The sequence below is a fragment of the Lacticaseibacillus styriensis genome, assembly GCF_030770295.1.
Taxonomy (GTDB): Bacteria; Bacillota; Bacilli; order Lactobacillales; family Lactobacillaceae; genus Lacticaseibacillus; species Lacticaseibacillus casei.
The window spans coordinates 1,010,161-1,027,252 of the sequence record NZ_CP132483.1 but is presented as its reverse complement, the minus strand read 5'-3'; the positions used below and the strand labels follow the sequence as shown (position 1 = coordinate 1,027,252).

Genomic DNA, 17,092 nt, shown 5'->3' with positions numbered 1-17,092 from the left:
CGAGCCTCCTTGAACACCATACTTCATCCTCACGAGCCTATCATTAAGATTCAATTTTCTTGATCGGGGCAAACGCTGCTAGCAACCGCTTGATCCCCATCGCTTTAAAGGCAATGTCCAATTCCTGATCATCGCCTGTTCCGGTGACCTTGACGACTGTACCCGTTCCCCACTTACGATGCGCCACCTTGTCGCCAGCTTCCCAACTGGTTTTCCCTGCACCGGTTGTCGGTATGGGTTTAACCGTCACCGGCGTTGCGGCAGTCTCGGCATGACGACTATACGGCGAACTAAACGCCCGATCGGTTCGATTAATAAACGGAATATCGCTTTTTGGCTGATTACCGCCGACCACTTCAAGCAAATCCGGATCGATTTCTTCAATAAAACGACTAGCTGGATTATTTTGCCGCTGGCCATATAGCATTCGGGCATAGGCATTGGACAGATACAGCTTCTGCTTGGCGCGCGTGATGCCAACGTAAGCCAGACGCCGCTCCTCTTCCAGCTCGCCTTCGTCCATAGCCGCCCGACTCAGCGGGAAAAGGCCTTCTTCCATGCCAACCAAAAAGACAACCGGAAATTCCAGTCCCTTAGCCGCATGCAACGTCATTAAGGTAACTTCCTGAGCATCTTCTTCTACTTCGTCCTGATCCGACAGCAGCGCCAGCTCAGCCAAAAAGTCGACAAAAATGTCACTGTCTTCATTTTCCGGCTGATAGCGCTCGTCAAATCCTTGCGTCACCGATAGCAGTTCTTCAAGGTTTTCAATCCGAGTATCGGCTTCCAGCGTGTGTGCTGCCCGCAACGCATCCAGATAACCGCTCTCATCCAAAATGGCCTGCATCATGTCCGTAACATTCAAATCTTTGCGGCGGGCGCCGAGTTCCTGAATCATTTTGCCAAACTTCGCCAGATTACCGCGCGCTTTGCCGGAAATGGGGCTGAGTTCGGCATTGGCTGCTGCTTCCAACAACGACCACCCGTGCTGACTGGCAAATGCTTCCAGCTTTTCGACACTGGTATTACCAATGCCACGCTTTGGTTCGTTCACAATCCGTGTGAAACTCATATCGTCTTCAGGATTGACGACTAACCGAAAATACGCAAGGGCATCCCGAATTTCCTTCCGATCATAGAACTTATGACCGCCCACCATTTTGTAAGGAATATTGGACTTGACGAACGCCTCTTCAATCGCCCGTGACTGTGCGTTCGTTCGATACAAAATCGCAAAATCACCATAGTGGCGATGATGTTCGGCCATTTCTTCTTCGATGCGTCGGATGACAAAAATCGCTTCGTCAGTTTCACTTTGGGCGCGATAATACGTGATTTTGTCACCTTTGCCATTTTCGGTCCACAACGTCTTCACCTGCCGATTCAGGTTGTTCTTAATCACGTCATTGGCCGCACTTAAAATGGTCTTCGTGGAGCGATAATTCTGCTCAAGTAAAATCACACGGGCCTTAGGGAAATCCTTTTTAAAATCCAAAATGTTCTGCATGTTGGCACCACGCCAGCCGTAAATGCTCTGATCCGCATCCCCGACAACGCAAAGATTGTGGTAACCTTCTGCCAGCATGTGCACGAGTCGATACTGGGCCTCGTTCGTATCCTGATACTCATCAACGTGAATATAACGGAACTTACGTTGATAAAATGCCAGTGTCTCTTTGTCCTTTTCAAATAATACGATGGTTTGCATGATCAGATCGTCAAAATCCAACGCCTGATCGCTACGGAGCCGTTTTTGATACTCCGCATAAACTTCCGCGACAATTTTGGTAAAGGGACTATTAGCCTGTTCGTCCGCATAAGTCTGCGGATCGATTAAATCATTTTTGGCATTCGAAATGGCCCCCAGGATTGACTTGGGGTCGTAGCGTTTGGGATCCAAATTGAAATCCGCCAGAATGTGTTTAACCAACGTCAGCTGTTCAGCTGGATCCGCAATCGTAAAGGCGCGATTATAGCCGAGCTTGTCAATATCCCGCCGTAAAATCCGGACGCAAAGTGCATGGAAGGTCGAGACCCAGATATCCCGAGCAATTTCGGGATCAACGAGCTTCCCTACCCGTTCACGCATCTCACGAGCTGCTTTATTCGTGAAGGTGATGGCAAGGATGTTCCATGGATTAACGTTTTTTTCTTCTACCAAATAAGCAATCCGGTGCGTTAACACCCGCGTCTTGCCGGAGCCTGCGCCAGCCATAATCAAAACCGGTCCTTCGGTGGCCAGTACCGCCTCGGCCTGCTTATCGTTCATACCCTTTAATGCGGCATCCATTACCATTTAACGAATCGTCCTTTCAGAAAAACCAAGTGAAAAATTCCTTGACCTATTGTACCAAACTTTGGGCCTAAGCGTGAGTGCCGGCAAGATACGATAGCGGCCAAAACAGGCGGTATTTAATGCTTATTTTAGATTCTCGCTTGACCCGAAATTTCCGTCATTCGTTGTTATTGCATATTCATTGCGTTGACAGGTCACTCTGATACACTTAAAGAAAGCAGTCAGAGAAACAGTGACTTAAAACAAGGTGGTTCTATGAAAAAAGTTTGGGTGGGGTTGGGACTTTTATTATTACTGTTGGCTGCCGGTTGCGGTGTTCAACGGCATGCAGCTAAATCCAGTCGCGCATCGACATCCGCAAGTTCGCGCCAAGTAAGTGCTTCACAGAAGGCATCATCGGTACCAAAGACGCCGTTAGCTAAATTGAAGGCTCGCTCAAAAGATACATTGGTTTATGCACCTTTTGGCGACAGCCTTTCTGTCGGGCTTTTTGCAGATAAAAAAGCCAGTCGCTTCACTTCGCTTTTTGCTCAGCAGTTGGGGCAATTAACCGGCAAAACCGTTACTGAGGCAGGCATTGCCGAAGTCGGTAAAACTGCCACGAATCTCGGCGTCCCGGCGTTGTCAAGCTTAGTGGCGCAGCAGCCGGACGTAGTGACGATCGAGTTTGGCACCAATGATGCTGTGGGAGGCGCGTCCACCTCAGCGCTCAGTGCTTACCGCCAAGCCCTCACAACCATTGTGACAACGCTGCAAGAAAAGACCACCGCCCAATTGATCCTCATGACAACTTGGTCGCCGAACAACGGGCCGTATGCCGCCGCGGATTTGCAATTTGACGCTGTTGTCAAAGAGATCGGCCGTTCTCACCACGTGCCAGTGGCTGACTTAGCGACGATCTGGCAAGGCCATGATGATGTAACCGGCCCGGCTGGCACCGCCATTCCTGACTTTGCGGCTAATGGTCCGCGCGACACGTTTCATCCTAATCAAAAGGGGCATGATCAAATCGCTGCCCTACTCATCAAAACTTTGGAGGAATGATCCATGCAAGCATCTTTAAAATTTTGTCCTAACTGCGGTCAACCGATTGGCCCTGATGATGACTTTTGTCCAAACTGCGGCTTTGATTTGCGTGCTGCGCGACAACAGGCGCAAAGCACAAATCAAAAAGAAGCAGCCAATTCACAATCGTCACCTGCCACTCCTTCGTCCACCGCTTCTTCCACAACGGCTACTGCCGAACGTCGCCGCCCACCACGGTCACCACGGCGTTGGCTGCTCGTAACCGGGATTGCCGTGATCTTAATACTGGGAATCGCTTATTTTGCTGGCGCGACTTATTACAGTCAGGATCGGCAAGTCACCGAGCTGGCCGAAGAAATGACCAGTGGGGATGCCGATGATATGGCGGAAGTCGCGGTAGCCAGCGATGGGACGGCGTTGCACGAGGACGATTTGAAGCCCCTTGCGCAACTCATCAAAAACCGCAGCGATCGCAGTCTTCTGCATAGCATGATTATGGCTAAGTCGACCAGCGGCACAGTTCAGATTGTCAAGGCAGGCCATGAGCTGCTTATTTTTCCAAAATATAAAGTCAAATTAGGGACCGCCGATGCCGTCGTCAAAACCAACCTTAAAAATGCCACACTCACTTTGAATGGCACGCCGGCGCAAGCCAAAGCGCATGACGGCCAATATATCATCGCCGGCCAACTGCCGGGTGTCTACACGCTTAAACTCAGCGGCACGCATGACGGCTCAACCAAAGATTTCACGCGGGAAGTTGTGATCCCGCTAAAAGGTCAAGCATCGGATTTAACTTTAGATGCGGCAACGGCTTCCTCCAGTACCACATCTTCCAGTACCACCGCATCGCAAAATTCACATCCAGACAGCAATACCCACGATGATGATCACGATGACGATTATGATGACAATGGCGTCACGAAAACGACACGCCAGTATCCTTCTGATACGTCAAAGCGCAACGACAATCATTCCACCAGTGGCATTGTGGGCCGCTGGGAATCAGGCGACCGGGCAACGTTCACTTTTAATAGCGATGGCACTTATACAGCGACCAATAACGGCACACCAAGCAACGGTAAGTGGGAAGTCGTTTATCGTGACGGCAATGTCTTCAACATTAAATTCACCAAGTCTGATGGTGGCAGTGTCGTTGAACCCTTTGCACTTGATGATGAAGATCTGATCGAAACCAATCTCAAAATTAAATGGGAACGCGATGACTGATTTGTCCGCATCCCCTTTGTCATTGATGCCATGGTGTTATACTAATGGCAGTATCCGAATTTAATTCGTTAGGAGGCGGATCGTATGACATCAGATAAGTGGCGGCCATTAGTGGTCACGTTAATCGTCATTGCCGCCATCTTTGCCGCCTTGTTCATCTTGGAAGTCTTTAACAATGGCGGCAGCATGGGAATTGCCCACGGCAGCATGATGCGCGGCATTTCGTCCTGGCACATGGGTGGTTGCATGCGCTAGATGTTTGCATTTTGATCGCTTCATTGATGCCCCTGTTTGTGCATATGCACAGCAGGGGTTTTTATGTGGCGCTGAGCGTGAGCCGGCGCGCTTAGAAGTCGGGGAGCGCGTTATAGCATCCCCCAAAAAAATAAATAACTTGCCTAAGCAAACATATGTTCGTATAATGATAAACAGAGGTGATCTTCATGGCCTATGATTATCCACACGAACCGCATCGGGTCATTTTTTTGATTGACAATAAGTCCTTTTACGCCTCAGTCGAAAGCATTGAGCGTGGACTTGATCCGCTCAAAACCATCCTAGTTGTGATGTCTGAACAGGAAAACACCAACGGCGGACTCATTTTAGCGACTTCGCCCATGGCCAAAAAAATGTATGGTCTCAAAAATAATGTCAGCCGCCAGCGCGATTTGCCCAATGAGCCGCATCTGATTGTCGTTCCGCCACGCATGAACCTCTACATTCAGAAAAATCTGGCTATTAACGATATCTTCCGTCAATTCGTCGCCGATGAAGATCTGTGGGCTTACTCGATTGATGAATCCATCCTCGATTTAACCCATACCTGGCAGCTTTTCGGGAAAACGCCGCGAGCAGTTGCCAAGCGTATTCAGTCAACTGTTCAGCAAAAACTGGGCCTGCGTACGACGGTCGGAATCGGTGAAAATCCGGTACAAGCCAAAATTGCCCTCGATGTTTATGCCAAGCACAGTCCTGATTTACTTGGCGAAATTAAGTATGCGACGGTCTCGAACACCATCTGGAAAATTAACGAGATGACCGACGTCTGGAGTATCGGTCACCGCACAGCAGCGCATTTAGCGCGCATGGGCATTACGAACATGTACGAACTCGCCCATGCGAATCCTTATGCCTTAAAACAGGAAATGGGTATTATCGGCACTCAGCTGTTTGCAACCGCTTGGGGCGTTGATCGCACCAAAATCAGTAAGCGCATTGTAACGCGCCAGCCAAGTATCGGTAATTCCCAAGTGCTTCCGCGCGACTATAGCAATCAATTCGAAATCGAAATTGTCATCAAAGAAATCGGTGAACAGGTCGCAGCCCGCTTACGTCATCATCATAAACGTGCCGGTGAGCTTTCACTGGGTATCGGATTTTCATATGCAGAAAGCCAGCAAGACGGTCGGTCCGGTTTTACGCAAGCAAAGCGAATTCTGCCGACCAATCGCAACACCGACATTGTTGCGACGTTGCGCGAGATTTTTCGGAAGAACTGGCATGGCGAAGTTATCCGCAATGTTGCCGTCTTCACATCCCGGCTGGCACCTGACACTGGCGAGCAACTCAACTTCTTTGAGCCGGTCGATCGCCAAATCAAGGCCACCGATCTGGAACGAACACTCGATACGATTCGCAGTCGCTTCGGTTTCAAGGCGTTGGTGTACGCCAAAAGCGCGATGCATGGCGGCACAGCCATTCAGCGTGCATCACTGGTAGGAGGACACAATGGCGGCAATAGCTATGACTAAAGACCTTAAAATCATCATGGAACGGTTAACGCCACTATTTAAGCGCAAACGAAATACACGGTATTGGATCTCACTGGTGAATCAGACCTACACGCCAGCGTTCAATTTCTTTTTTAACATCCAACCTAAGGATCAACGGCAGCGCTCGATCCCGTTGCACAGTCTGCACGGCTATGATCTTGCCCAGTTAGAGGCTTTCCTTGGCTTGTTACGCAAACAAACCCAATTAACCATCGAATTTGTTGGCTTTGAAGACATGCGCTGGCCGCAAACCAACCGAGTCATTCAACGACGTGCCCGTCTTGATGAATGATGCCCTGCTTGGCAGTCTGACTGCGTGCCTAATATAGCTAAAACTGAATATTGACTCCAATAAAAAAGCCGGCCTCAGACAACAAGACCGACTTTTCATCATGATTAGCACTAATTGATCGATGCCACCATCAGACGATTGATCAAATTAATAGGCAATCGTATAAGAGTGGCGTTCATCAAGCACAAAGGCCTCAGCCATCTCGGGGCCGTGCTGAGCAAGAATCTGATCCGCTAGATAAGCCTGAAGATCTTCATGGAAGTAGGTTTCAAACCCAAAACTCCACGCCTGCACCAAATGTTTTCCTTGGCGCCGTCCGGCCTTAAAGTTCTCATAAATTGCGTGGTAAATGGAACGACCCGTTAACCGGACGCTTACTGGCAAGACAACGCGTTGATTGCCATGCCGGAAACGCGCATTAACCGTCCGAAAAGTCATGAAGCGAATAATGAGCAAAACACTTGGAATCATAATGCTTAAGCCCACTAGTGCGACAAAAATGATGCCCAAAACAAAGCCAACAGCACTAACTGCCATGGCGCCGGAAATCACGACGCTTAGGCCAATCACAAACAAAATCAGTAACAACGCTGGAAATAAAGCAACGCCAGCGACTAAAACCCAGAGCAACAATTTAATTGCTATTTTCATAAAGCCTCCAAAAACATGCTGTTTATTCAATGGAAATCAGGTGCACATCACTGACACCGCGAATGCCGCCAAGTTTAGTAGCGAGATCATCGAGGGTTCCTTGAAGCGCCGAAATATCAAATGATATAACGACACTTGCCCAGTTGTGGATCGGAATATTCTGGTTAATGGTCACAATGCTGGCTTGAGCTTGTGACATCACAGTCAAAACTTCCGACAAAATGCCACGATCGTGATGAAGCATCAATGAAATGACCGCCTTACGTGATGCCATTTCATGATCTGGTAAAAACACATAGTCCTTGTATTTGTAATAAGTGCCGCGGGAAATGCCAACTCGCTTAACCGCTTCGCTCACCTGTTTAACTTCGCCATTTTGGAGCAATGCCCGCGCGGCAATTACTTTGCCGACCACGTCCGGAAGAATCGAACTGTCAACAATATAAAACTGCTTCACGCGAATCCCCCCAAAATGAACCGACTGCCAGTATGCGCTTCTCACCGACAGACATCCGTTCGAATATGTTCATATTGTAACAGTCATTGCCACTTCTGAAAAGCAATCGTCAAATTGTAAAAGATTTGACATGTTTTCAGGAAAATAAGCTCTCTTTACTTATAACACTTCGCCAAGCGCTGTCAATTCCACTTTAGGTAATCTCCGTTATAGCTCGATAGCTGCACCTATTTCATCAATGAACCTTTAAACGTCTGCTATTTTGCAGTAGGCTGATGGTGTCTTTGAAGGGAAAAGCATGAGGGGGCTTTTGAATGAAGATGCGGCAACCGTATCATTTATCTTGGCAATTACTGACAGTGGCAATCATCATCGCGTTTATAGCGTTTGTCGAATACTGGCCGCACCTGAGTGATGACGCGTTAATGGGCAGCGGGCTCATCAGTGGTGGACTTTGTATCGGTGCATTACATATGGCGCACCACGTCACCGACACGTCCAAAAGTCACAAGAAAAAGTAACACCTCTTGCCAGACAAAATGAGCTGCGGTTTTAACCGCAGCTCATCACTGTTAACGCCTGATGTTACTCCAATGTTTCAGCTAAAAAAGGATGCGCGTAATTGACTTTTCCGCGCACGCTAGCCAAAACGCCGGGGACCAGCTCCTTAATGAGATGGTCTTCGGCCACGATCGGAAACGGTGGCTCGAGTCGATAGTTTGCGGCCTTGCGAAAGCCGATGCGGCCGAAGAACTGCCGATCGCCGATGACGCTGACAAAATCGCGACGTAGATCTGTGGCCCGCATATCGAGCTCCGAAACAATCGCCATCCCTAATCCACTGCCTTGATAATCAGGTGCTACGGCCAAGGGGGCCAAGGCCACACCTTGCATATGGGCATCAGGCGTAATGGTGACTGCAGTCATCAATCCGTAACCGACTAAATGACCGTCGATGGTCGCCACCACTTCCAGCGCTGCATCATAATCAGCGGTGCGTCGTAACTCAGCGACTAACGCTGCTTCTCCGTGATAGCCGCGCTTGCTGCCGCTAAATGCGGTTTGCAATAAGGCGTCTACCTCGGCAAAGTCGTTTTGCTGTATTCGTCGAATGGTCATAATTGTCTCCCTTTTGTTATAATAATTTTTATTATACACGTTTTAACGTTTCGGTGACGTGCTGTTTCGATATCACTGCCATTTTTGAGGATGCGTTATTTATTTGGCTTAGTCTGCTGATCTGAGCCACTGGTGGTGTTGGCTGTCGAGTCTGGCTTGGTCGCAGCTGAATCGCCTGATGGCTTTGAACCGGTTTGCTTCTTTTGCTTAGGTGCCGTCTCTTCATCAGGGAAGATTAAAGTAAACGTGGTACCTGATCCTAATTCAGAGTCAACATCAATGGTGCCGCCATGCAGGCCCATCAGTTGATGGACAATGGCCATACCTAGACCGGATTCGCCGTATTTCGTATTTTTCCGCGAAGGATCAGCTTTATAATATCGCTCCCAGATGTTCTTCATCTGATCTTTGGACATACCGATGCCGGTATCACTCACCCTAAATTCGGTTTGGTGGTAGCCTAATTTCCCATTAATCGTAATTTGTCCATTTTGCGTAAACTGAACCGCATTTTGGACAATGTTGAACATGATCTGAACAAACCGGTCATGGTCGGCATAAGTTGGCAGCTTTTCCGGTGCTTCAATCGTAATCTTGTCGCCAGCTTCTTCGGCTTTTTGTGCCAGTTGTTCGGCAATATTATCAAGATCCTTGCGGGCGTTGAAGGTATGTTTGCTCAAAAGAATCTGATTCGTGCGAATCTTTTCATAATCAAGGTTCTCGTTGACCAAGCGAATTAAACGATTGGTCTCGTTACGCATGAGTTCAATGCTCTTCCCCTTGCTTTCTTCGGGAATTGCATCATAAGCCAAGCCTTCCAGCAAGCCGTTAATCGTCGTCAGCGGTGTCCGCATTTCGTGAGCTGCATCCGCCATAAACTGCCGGCGCCGATCTTCTTGCCGCTGAATTTCCTGCTGGCTGGCTTTCAAAGACGTCACCATGTCACGAAAATCATCCGCTAGTTCTGCCACTTCATCATGGCTGCGGCTTTTCATTTTGACGGTCACATCATAGTTACCTTCCGCCACCTGATGCGTCGCCTGGCGCAGTTGATTAATGCGGCGAACCTGATACGACGCAATGAAGTAGCTAATAATAAAGGCCGCCAAAGTCGATAAGACGAAAGCGATGAGTAAGTTGTGCTCGGTCTTGTTAATCGAGCTTTGAATTTGCTCGACCGGTGCAAATGCCGCAATGACAAATAGTAGTTTCTCACTCAAAAAAACCGGCTGGTAATAGATCGTCATATTTTGGGACCGGCCGCTCACAGGATTCGTCATCAGCTCCGGTACGGCAACGGCTGAACCTTGTTTTAACTTTTTCCAGTAACTTGATTTAATCGCTGCCATCGGGCTTTTTTGTGAAACCGGATACTTAGCCACGTTGTTCGCATCATAAATAACAAAATGCACGTGTTGATCGCTAAGAATCTCCTCGGCATTTTGGATGAAGCGTGCATTGATCACGTAAGTATTTTCATCGACAGCGTTGTTTTTTAAAACGTCAGTGTACTGCTCAAGCTGCTTAAACCCATTTTCCCAAACTGTATTGGTTGTTGAACGAATGAACAGAATCGACACAATTACCAAGGTCACCATGATAACTGCAAAAAAGCCGATTAACTGTTGATAGAGCATTTTCATTGATCAAGCCCCGAATCATCAAACTTGTACCCGACGCCCCAAACGGTTTGAATGATTTGCGGACCGACTTTTTCGATCTTTTGACGCAGCTTTTTAATATGCGCATCGACTGTGCGTTCGTCACCATAGTATTCATAATCCCACACCAGCTGAAGCAATTGTTCGCGGGAAAAGACCTGCTTGGGGCTCTTGGATAAAGTATGCAACAAATCGAACTCTTTGGGTGTCAGACCCTCGATTTGTTTGCCATTCAAATAAGCTTCACGCGTCTTGGTACTGAGCTTGAAATGGTCGGTTTCAACGTCAAAGCCATCCTTCTTTTCCTCCGGCGCCGCCTGCTCCGCACCGACTTCGGCACCAACTTCAGCGCGGCGATGCAACGCCTTGATACGCGCAATTAGCGTAATCGGCGAAAACGGTTTGGTTACATAGTCATCCGCGCCGAGTTCAAGTCCCAGCACCTGGTCACTTTCAGTATCGCGGGCCGTCAACATAATCAACGGGACGGTTTCACTGATCTGGCGGATTTCCTTGGCCACCTGCATCCCGTCCATTTTAGGGAGATTCAGATCCAGGGTGATGATGTCAAAACTATCGGGTGCTTCTTTAAACTTGGCAAGCCCTTCTTCGCCATCATAAGCGTTAACAACTTCCCACTTTTCTTTTTGAAAAAACATGGCCATCATTTCTGCCACGCTTGTATTGTCTTCAATCATTAATAGTTTCACTGATAAACCCCTCATTTCACAAATCTTTAAAACCTTTACGGCGTTTAGGTTTCGGAACGTCATCCGGTGCGACATAATCGTAAGGAAGCTGATGGTGGGCTTCAAGATACTGTTTTAGCCGGCTTTCGGTATAAACGAATCCCGGTAAGAATAACAGTACCGCCACAAAAAGCCAAATGATGAAAAAATTATCCCACGAAAACCGGTGAATGATCCAACCGGCAGCGCCTTCGAGAGCCCCGGTAACAATCAATGCCTGGCAAAACCACCGTTGCGCTAGACGAAAACTATCGGCATTGACACTGGCGAGATAGGATGTGTAGCCCCAGAAATTGGTTTGATGTCGCGGTCGAAAAAGTACCAGAAGGATGCCCATTAGTAATTGCATGCATCCAGCAACAAGTAAGATCATAGACATGCCTCCATAAAATTAGCTTAAAACCTAAGTTTGCGTCAGTATAGTACCAAGTGCAAACATTTTGACAAGTTTAATTATACCGTGGTAAGATATCATTTGCACCTTGTCGGGGGTGTAATGGTCTCGACATTGCTTTTCGCGCATGCGGTGCACCTCGGAGGCTCGGCTCCGTCATCAACGGAACAGTTAATATAACTGCAAAGAACGAAAATTCTTACGCTTTAGCTGCTTAATAACCAGCTAGCGTGATCCTTCCGACTTCGCTCAAGGGTCGGGTCTGGGTCTCAAATCATTGAGCTACGGTTGATGCTGCCACCTGAGGCATCAACAAGAGACTAGTAGGTTAGCCGCCTTGTGTTAGCCTTGCTGACTGGCGCGACATCGCGGCGAATTTTAAATCAATCAGCTATGGGTGTAGAGCTGCATGTAGCAGGGGTGATGGACAGGAGTTCGATTCTCCTCACCTCCATTATTAAGCTTTCTGATACTTTCCGTTAGTCCCGAAATACTGTTAAATCAGCATTTCGGGGCTTTTTGTTTTCGGGTGTTTGGGGTTGTTTTTGAAGTGAAGTGCACAAATTTACCCCCGATAAACCGCAGTATATAGGGCCTGATTTCGATACGGCCTCCGAAAAAAGTGCACAAAAGAGAACTTCCATCCAAAAAAATGAGCAACTAGAAAGTCTTTTTGTTGTAAGAAAAAAGCACCCGATCGGCCAATCAGTGTGCTGTCATTCATGTCATATTCGGTTTGTGCTGGGGCCCGTCTAGTATTCTGTGTTTGCCGGCTGAGTTTAACATCATCCTCGCGGTAGACTTATTATTACTTAATGACCCGAATCGATTTTATCTCGTGCCCATACACAAGGTAAAGTGACGGATCATTGTCTAATCTAATATCGTAACTCTCTCCGTCCTCATCGTCATACTCGCTTGTATAAGCCGTCACCTTAGCATGAGACCATTTATCCAAAGTAACAGCACCCGTGGGATCCTTGAACTCAATAGCAACGATACGCCCAACAAGATTTGGTTTCAATTTCAACTAAGCTCATCCCCTTTATATGGCACAACATACATCAGCGCAAAACCAACGTGTTGAGATTAGCCCCAAGCCGCCCCCACTTTTCAGGAAATTCTTTTTTCCAAACAACTCGCTTAATGAACTTCGAGCGTGTTCTAAGTAGCTCGAGAGGATGACAGAATCCATTTCTGGTTTAGAAATAAAAATGATGTCGCCAGAATTACGATTCATTTCTACGATGCCGCCTTTTTTTCGATCGTCTTCTGGATAAAAACTATATGACACCGTGTCGGGTGTAACAGTCAATAAGAACATTGTCAGCATTACTCTACCCCATTCTCCTATTTGAAGTTCATTAACACTTTTTGACAACCATAAATGATGCTCGTGATAGCAGACCGAGTTTAACGTCATTCCCCCGGTGGACGTGTTATTACTTAATGACTTCAATAGATTTAATTTCGTCTTCTGAAAGCGAAATATACGGACCAATGGCAAGCCATCGCTTTTCGCGAGGTGAAATAGTAAGTTCTTGTTTACCGGAATAAGAATCCTCTGCAGGCACTCACTCATCAATGTACCCCGAAATGATTTCACCATCAGTGAGGACGATTTTGACCGTCTTATTATGATAACTTTCAAGTTTCATCATTCTCATCCTTGTTTGTGATTGCTAGCTAAGTTTAACGTCATTCCTGCGACGGACGTGACTGATGACTAAGAAACCGTTTCAATCTCAGACTTAAAAACTTCAACGGGTCGCCCTTTCAGTGATCCTTCTGCCGGGATAATCGTCATAGACTGCTCATTATTTTCGTTATCATAAGCTTCAGTGACATCATCAATATAGCCGACCAAAATTTGTCCATCAGAAAAGGTTAGCCGAACATTTTTAAATAAATATTTATCAAGATTCATATTGATCCTTCCCTGAGGCAAATTTTTCACTAACATAATAGTTATCCTTAAGTCGTAGCCACGCTCAGGTTAATTATACTGGATCCCCCTGAAATTCGATATGAATTTCGTCTGATCTTCCTCAATCGGCTTGGTATACCTAGAATGTCCTTCACGATCACCCTTAAACTCCTCTTGTTGCCATTGCTTCAGCAAGCTCACGCTAAAAATTAACCTCATTCCGAGTCAAAGATCACCTGCGTTTAGCAGCGATTTGCTAAACTAGTAGAGTCAATTGAAAAGCTCCTAACCCACCCATTCACATTAACGCGTGCGCAGTTGCAGAGATCGTCATGTAAGGATCTCAAACCTAAACAGCCATTTAGGGTTGAGGCCACTTACACTCCGATTTCTAAGCGTTTATGCTCACGTTCAGGAGGAAAATGCCCATGAATCGCGAAGTTACCACCCTAATTAGCATTCTCGAATCAGCCGGTTTTTCGCATGACGAGCTTGCCGGTACAATTGCTGAACTGAATGATGCCGTTAATAACGGTCAGGCAACATCCATTCAACTTGTGAGTCCGGGTGCCGCGGCACGCTATATCAAACGAATCAACGATGAAACCATTTTCCAAGCCCGATTCCGTCATAGCGATGAACCGGACCTGCTTAATAATGAATCAAGTGACGAACGGATTGAAAATCCCAATCAGGATTCGTGCATTGTAATCAGCTACGACCCAGCCCAACATTAGAAAGGAGGCGCGCATGAAGAAGATCGAGCATCGACCGATTGCAATCGTCACGATCATCGCCGGCAGTCTCGGCGTTGTCGCCAGTGGCATGAGTCTTGTCTCCGGCATTCTGCTGTTGACCAAGCGTCGCCGATCGTAAGTCAATCAAAAAAGCAAAACACCTGCCGTTGCAACTTGCCCTTAAATTTAGGAACAAGTCACAACTGCAGGTGTTTTTTAATGTTCAACGATGTTCATGCGCTAAAATTATTCAGACGTGGCCAACTTTCTCCTTGCCTTCTTCTTCACGCCGCCGATTAATGGCCTTTATATCGGTAACTCCGTCAAACGTTAGCAAGGCAGATTGGTAGTCACCAATGAGTTGGGCTTGCTCGCGGTTGGCACCATTAAACTGAATCGGTAAGCGGACGCCAACTCGCTGAAGCACGTCGCCGGAAATCGGTCCGGTGTGACCATTCACCCAGTAACGTCGATTCGGCTGGGCTAACGGTATTTTCATATATTGCACTGTCCGACTGTCGGCATCGGCAAGGACGCGGAAGAACCCTAAAACCAGTCGCTTACGGGCATGATCACTTAGCAACCATGCCACCTGATTCTGACCATTGGATTGACGCGGCAACAATAAGCTGAAGTCGCCATTTAGAACAAGCGGCTGCAGATCATGATAGTAAGAAATCTGGTCCTTGATTATTGCCAGTTCTTTTGGTGACAACTTGGTTAAGTCGAGTTCATAGCCTAAAATGCCAAACGCTGCAACACGAAAACGGGTTGCCAATGGCGTTGTCCGTCCGACTTGTTCATTCGGCACGGCCGTAACATGATTGCTCATGCAGCTTAATGGATAGGCAAGCGCCGTTCCTGACTGAATGGCCAGCCGTTCAATAGCATCGGAATCGTCACTGGTCCAGATTTGCGGGCTATAAAAGAGAATGCCCAAGTCAAACCGGCCGCCGCCACCAGCACAACCTTCAATCAATAACTGCGGAAATGCCGTCAACAGTTTCTGATACAGTGTATAGACCCCTTGAACATAGCGGTGGAAAAATTCGCCTTGGGGGTGGCCGATTTTAGCCAAATAAGGTGAATATGCCTCGGTGATACTCCGGTTCAGATCCCACTTAACGTAATCCAGGTGCGTTTCGGTGATAACTTTTTGCATCTGATCGAAAATATTGTTCACGACCGCCGGATTGCTGAAGTCGAGCACATACTGATTGCGGGTGATCGAGAAGCGCCCGCGTTTTGGCCGAACTACCCAATTCGGATGCTTCTGGAAGAATTGCGACCGCGGTGATACCATTTCCGGTTCAAACCACAGACCGAACTGCAATCCGAGGTCGTGAATCTCCTGGGCAAAGTGGCCAAGTCCGTCTGGAAACTTGTGCTTGTTGGTAAACCAATCACCAAGCGAGCTCAGATCATTATCACGCGTCCCAAACCAGCCGTCATCAAGGACAAAACAGTCCACCCCGACTTGGCGCCCGAGTTTGGCTAAGCGCAACAGCTTTTGTTCATTTAAGTCAAAATAAGTTGCTTCCCAGCTGTTTAATACCACCGGACGCGTTTTTTGGCGCCATTGGGGATCAATAATATGCCGCGCTACAAACCGCTGATTGACCTGTGCCAGTCCGGCAAGCCCGCCGGAACTGAAGCTGAAAACCGCTTCAGGCGTGGTAAAACTGGTCTTCGGATCCAAACGCCAACTAAAGGATGCCGGATGAATACCGATTAGTAGCCGCGTCTGATCCCACTCGTTGACCTCGATACTATCCAAGAAATTGCTGGAATAAATCAAGTTGGCGCCATAAGTGTCACCACTGGTAAACGACCGATTGACAGCATGTAAGGCCACAAAGGGATTCTGTTCATGACTGGAGGCCCCCCGCAACGACTCGACCGAAAACGTACCTTGCGTTAGTGGCTGAGTTTGAATATGCCGCTCTTTTGCCCAATTACCAGATAAGTGCACAACATCAAATCGACCCTGCGGCAGATTCAAGACCCCACTCAACATCCGCTGAATCATCACCGGTTCAGAGCCTTGGTTGGTCAAAGTCGCAGCTCGAACCACCGTCGCACTGTCGGAAAAAATGGTATATTGCAACGTCAGTAACAATTGTGCCGTTTCGTCTTCCAGATGAATCGTCAAAACATCCGTCAAAGCCGGGTTACCAAAACTGGTCGGATGATGAAGATCACGCATTTTCGTGTGACTGATATGATAGTCTTTGAATACAAAATTCGGATACACCGGTGCATCGTCCTGCGTCACACTTAAACTACCTTGCCTAAAATCACCGGTACCATAAACCGGATATTCCTGCTGGGCATCGCCTAAAGCAAAAGGCTGGTCACTAGAAAAATTAGCCATCCAGGCATACGGACTGGAACCTTGTGACAAATAATCCAAGTCTGTGTTGGTTAGTGAAAGTCGCGGTCCAAAATAAAGGTGCCCAAGCTGCCCATTTGGCAACAGCGAACATAGATAACTGATTTTCTGATTATACAAATGAAAGGCATGATCGTGAATAACGTCGATCAATTGAGATCCCCCTTTGATTTTGTTCATTACCTTCGTTATAGCATAGAATTTGCGCAGATGTTGTTTTCTGAAAAAGCAATTATGAATTTTCTCAATGAGCACCAGGCACTTGCCTGCGAATACTTTTCGCTTAAATGGCAAAATGTTCCCCAATCGCAGAAATGAAGTCAGTTCGCATCCATACACAAAAGCCGGAAACTGTTTTCATAATTTTGAAAACGGCTCCCGGCTTCTTT

Annotated in this window: 18 protein-coding genes and 1 other RNA gene; 9 read left to right on the top strand and 10 right to left on the bottom strand. The window is 47.4% G+C overall.

Annotated elements, in window-relative coordinates:
* Positions 1–43: 43 nt before the first annotated feature.
* Positions 44–2,296, bottom strand: coding sequence for a DNA helicase PcrA (gene pcrA / locus LACSTY_RS04980; RefSeq protein ID WP_087911897.1), 2,253 nt, complete (start codon positions 2,294–2,296; stop codon positions 44–46).
* Positions 2,297–2,551: 255 nt separating this feature from the next.
* On the opposite strand from pcrA, the gene LACSTY_RS04975 reads away from it, so the two are divergent.
* The 5 genes from LACSTY_RS04975 to LACSTY_RS04955 all read left to right on the top strand — a co-directional run bounded on the left by LACSTY_RS04975 (position 2,552) and on the right by LACSTY_RS04955 (position 6,616).
* Complete coding sequence (locus LACSTY_RS04975; RefSeq protein ID WP_087911896.1) at positions 2,552–3,340, top strand: SGNH/GDSL hydrolase family protein; 789 nt, start codon at positions 2,552–2,554, stop codon at positions 3,338–3,340.
* 3 nt (positions 3,341–3,343) lie between these two features.
* Positions 3,344–4,552, top strand: coding sequence for a zinc-ribbon domain-containing protein (locus LACSTY_RS04970; protein WP_087911895.1), 1,209 nt, complete (start codon positions 3,344–3,346; stop codon positions 4,550–4,552).
* Between the two features lie 84 nt (positions 4,553–4,636).
* Positions 4,637–4,807 carry a hypothetical protein gene (locus LACSTY_RS04965; protein ID WP_087911894.1) on the top strand — a complete coding sequence of 57 codons (171 nt, stop codon included), beginning with the start codon at positions 4,637–4,639 and terminating at the stop codon, positions 4,805–4,807.
* A 188-nt stretch (positions 4,808–4,995) separates the two neighbouring features.
* A complete protein-coding gene (locus LACSTY_RS04960; protein ID WP_087911893.1) occupies positions 4,996–6,303 on the top strand; it encodes a Y-family DNA polymerase in 1,308 nt (435 codons plus the stop codon).
* Positions 6,281–6,616, top strand: coding sequence for a hypothetical protein (locus LACSTY_RS04955; protein ID WP_049169976.1), 336 nt, complete (start codon positions 6,281–6,283; stop codon positions 6,614–6,616). The genes LACSTY_RS04960 and LACSTY_RS04955 overlap by 23 nt, the downstream gene beginning before the upstream one ends.
* Before the next feature lie 147 nt (positions 6,617–6,763).
* On the opposite strand, the gene LACSTY_RS04950 is transcribed toward LACSTY_RS04955, so the two are convergent.
* On the bottom strand, positions 6,764–7,267 hold the full coding sequence (locus LACSTY_RS04950; protein ID WP_010489165.1) for a hypothetical protein: 504 nt from the start codon (positions 7,265–7,267) through the stop codon (positions 6,764–6,766).
* A gap of 22 nt (positions 7,268–7,289) precedes the next feature.
* A complete protein-coding gene (locus LACSTY_RS04945; protein WP_025012936.1) occupies positions 7,290–7,724 on the bottom strand; it encodes an ACT domain-containing protein in 435 nt (144 codons plus the stop codon).
* Between the two features lie 314 nt (positions 7,725–8,038).
* On the opposite strand from LACSTY_RS04945, the gene LACSTY_RS04940 reads away from it, so the two are divergent.
* Complete coding sequence (locus LACSTY_RS04940; protein WP_039638878.1) at positions 8,039–8,245, top strand: hypothetical protein; 207 nt, start codon at positions 8,039–8,041, stop codon at positions 8,243–8,245.
* A 64-nt stretch (positions 8,246–8,309) separates the two neighbouring features.
* Here LACSTY_RS04940 and LACSTY_RS04935 read toward each other — a convergent pair whose 3' ends face one another.
* From LACSTY_RS04935 to LACSTY_RS04920, 4 genes are all read right to left on the bottom strand, one after another.
* The gene (locus tag LACSTY_RS04935) at positions 8,310–8,843 is read right to left on the bottom strand and encodes a GNAT family N-acetyltransferase (protein ID WP_049169974.1); all 534 of its coding nucleotides are present in this window, start codon (positions 8,841–8,843) and stop codon (positions 8,310–8,312) included.
* 95 nt (positions 8,844–8,938) lie between these two features.
* Positions 8,939–10,486 (bottom strand): sensor histidine kinase, encoded by a 1,548-nt coding sequence (locus LACSTY_RS04930; protein ID WP_087911892.1) that lies wholly within the window; start codon positions 10,484–10,486, stop codon positions 8,939–8,941.
* Complete coding sequence (locus LACSTY_RS04925; RefSeq protein WP_087911891.1) at positions 10,483–11,214, bottom strand: response regulator transcription factor; 732 nt, start codon at positions 11,212–11,214, stop codon at positions 10,483–10,485. Before LACSTY_RS04925 ends, LACSTY_RS04930 begins: the two co-directional genes overlap by 4 nt.
* A gap of 16 nt (positions 11,215–11,230) precedes the next feature.
* On the bottom strand, positions 11,231–11,626 hold the full coding sequence (locus tag LACSTY_RS04920) for an SdpI family protein (RefSeq protein WP_087911890.1): 396 nt from the start codon (positions 11,624–11,626) through the stop codon (positions 11,231–11,233).
* 114 nt (positions 11,627–11,740) lie between these two features.
* Between LACSTY_RS04920 and ssrA the strand changes: the two genes are divergently transcribed.
* Positions 11,741–12,104, top strand: a transfer-messenger RNA (tmRNA) gene (gene ssrA / locus LACSTY_RS04915).
* 588 nt (positions 12,105–12,692) lie between these two features.
* Here ssrA and LACSTY_RS04910 read toward each other — a convergent pair.
* On the bottom strand, positions 12,693–12,980 hold the full coding sequence (locus tag LACSTY_RS04910) for a hypothetical protein (RefSeq protein WP_151466801.1): 288 nt from the start codon (positions 12,978–12,980) through the stop codon (positions 12,693–12,695).
* 393 nt (positions 12,981–13,373) lie between these two features.
* Positions 13,374–13,574, bottom strand: a complete 201-nt coding sequence (locus LACSTY_RS04905) for a hypothetical protein (RefSeq protein WP_087911887.1) — start codon at positions 13,572–13,574, stop codon at positions 13,374–13,376.
* 428 nt (positions 13,575–14,002) lie between these two features.
* Here LACSTY_RS04905 and LACSTY_RS04900 point away from each other — a divergent pair, with 428 nt between their 5' ends.
* Both LACSTY_RS04900 and LACSTY_RS04895 read left to right on the top strand, forming a co-directional pair.
* Positions 14,003–14,311, top strand: coding sequence for a hypothetical protein (locus tag LACSTY_RS04900; RefSeq protein WP_087911886.1), 309 nt, complete (start codon positions 14,003–14,005; stop codon positions 14,309–14,311).
* 13 nt (positions 14,312–14,324) lie between these two features.
* Entirely contained in the window at positions 14,325–14,450 is a 126-nt protein-coding gene (locus LACSTY_RS04895) for a hypothetical protein (RefSeq protein ID WP_257789391.1), read from the top strand.
* 111 nt (positions 14,451–14,561) lie between these two features.
* Here the strand turns inward: LACSTY_RS04895 and LACSTY_RS04890 are convergent, their stop codons facing one another.
* On the bottom strand, positions 14,562–16,856 hold the full coding sequence (locus LACSTY_RS04890; protein WP_087911885.1) for an alpha-galactosidase: 2,295 nt from the start codon (positions 16,854–16,856) through the stop codon (positions 14,562–14,564).
* Between the last annotated feature and the right edge of the window lie 236 nt (positions 16,857–17,092).

Coding starts and splice junctions, on each gene's coding strand:
- LACSTY_RS04905 (WP_087911887.1), bottom strand. CDS start 13,574: ATGAATCTTGATAAATATTTATTTAAAAATGTTCGGCTAACCTTTTCT.
- LACSTY_RS04935 (WP_049169974.1), bottom strand. CDS start 8,843: ATGACCATTCGACGAATACAGCAAAACGACTTTGCCGAGGTAGACGCC.
- LACSTY_RS04920 (WP_087911890.1), bottom strand. CDS start 11,626: ATGATCTTACTTGTTGCTGGATGCATGCAATTACTAATGGGCATCCTT.
- LACSTY_RS04900 (WP_087911886.1), top strand. CDS start 14,003: ATGAATCGCGAAGTTACCACCCTAATTAGCATTCTCGAATCAGCCGGT.
- LACSTY_RS04965 (WP_087911894.1), top strand. CDS start 4,637: ATGACATCAGATAAGTGGCGGCCATTAGTGGTCACGTTAATCGTCATT.
- LACSTY_RS04960 (WP_087911893.1), top strand. CDS start 4,996: ATGGCCTATGATTATCCACACGAACCGCATCGGGTCATTTTTTTGATT.
- LACSTY_RS04910 (WP_151466801.1), bottom strand. CDS start 12,980: ATGCTGACAATGTTCTTATTGACTGTTACACCCGACACGGTGTCATAT.
- LACSTY_RS04940 (WP_039638878.1), top strand. CDS start 8,039: ATGAAGATGCGGCAACCGTATCATTTATCTTGGCAATTACTGACAGTG.
- LACSTY_RS04950 (WP_010489165.1), bottom strand. CDS start 7,267: ATGAAAATAGCAATTAAATTGTTGCTCTGGGTTTTAGTCGCTGGCGTT.
- LACSTY_RS04930 (WP_087911892.1), bottom strand. CDS start 10,486: ATGAAAATGCTCTATCAACAGTTAATCGGCTTTTTTGCAGTTATCATG.
- LACSTY_RS04975 (WP_087911896.1), top strand. CDS start 2,552: ATGAAAAAAGTTTGGGTGGGGTTGGGACTTTTATTATTACTGTTGGCT.
- pcrA (WP_087911897.1), bottom strand. CDS start 2,296: ATGGTAATGGATGCCGCATTAAAGGGTATGAACGATAAGCAGGCCGAG.
- LACSTY_RS04955 (WP_049169976.1), top strand. CDS start 6,281: ATGGCGGCAATAGCTATGACTAAAGACCTTAAAATCATCATGGAACGG.
- LACSTY_RS04895 (WP_257789391.1), top strand. CDS start 14,325: ATGAAGAAGATCGAGCATCGACCGATTGCAATCGTCACGATCATCGCC.
- LACSTY_RS04970 (WP_087911895.1), top strand. CDS start 3,344: ATGCAAGCATCTTTAAAATTTTGTCCTAACTGCGGTCAACCGATTGGC.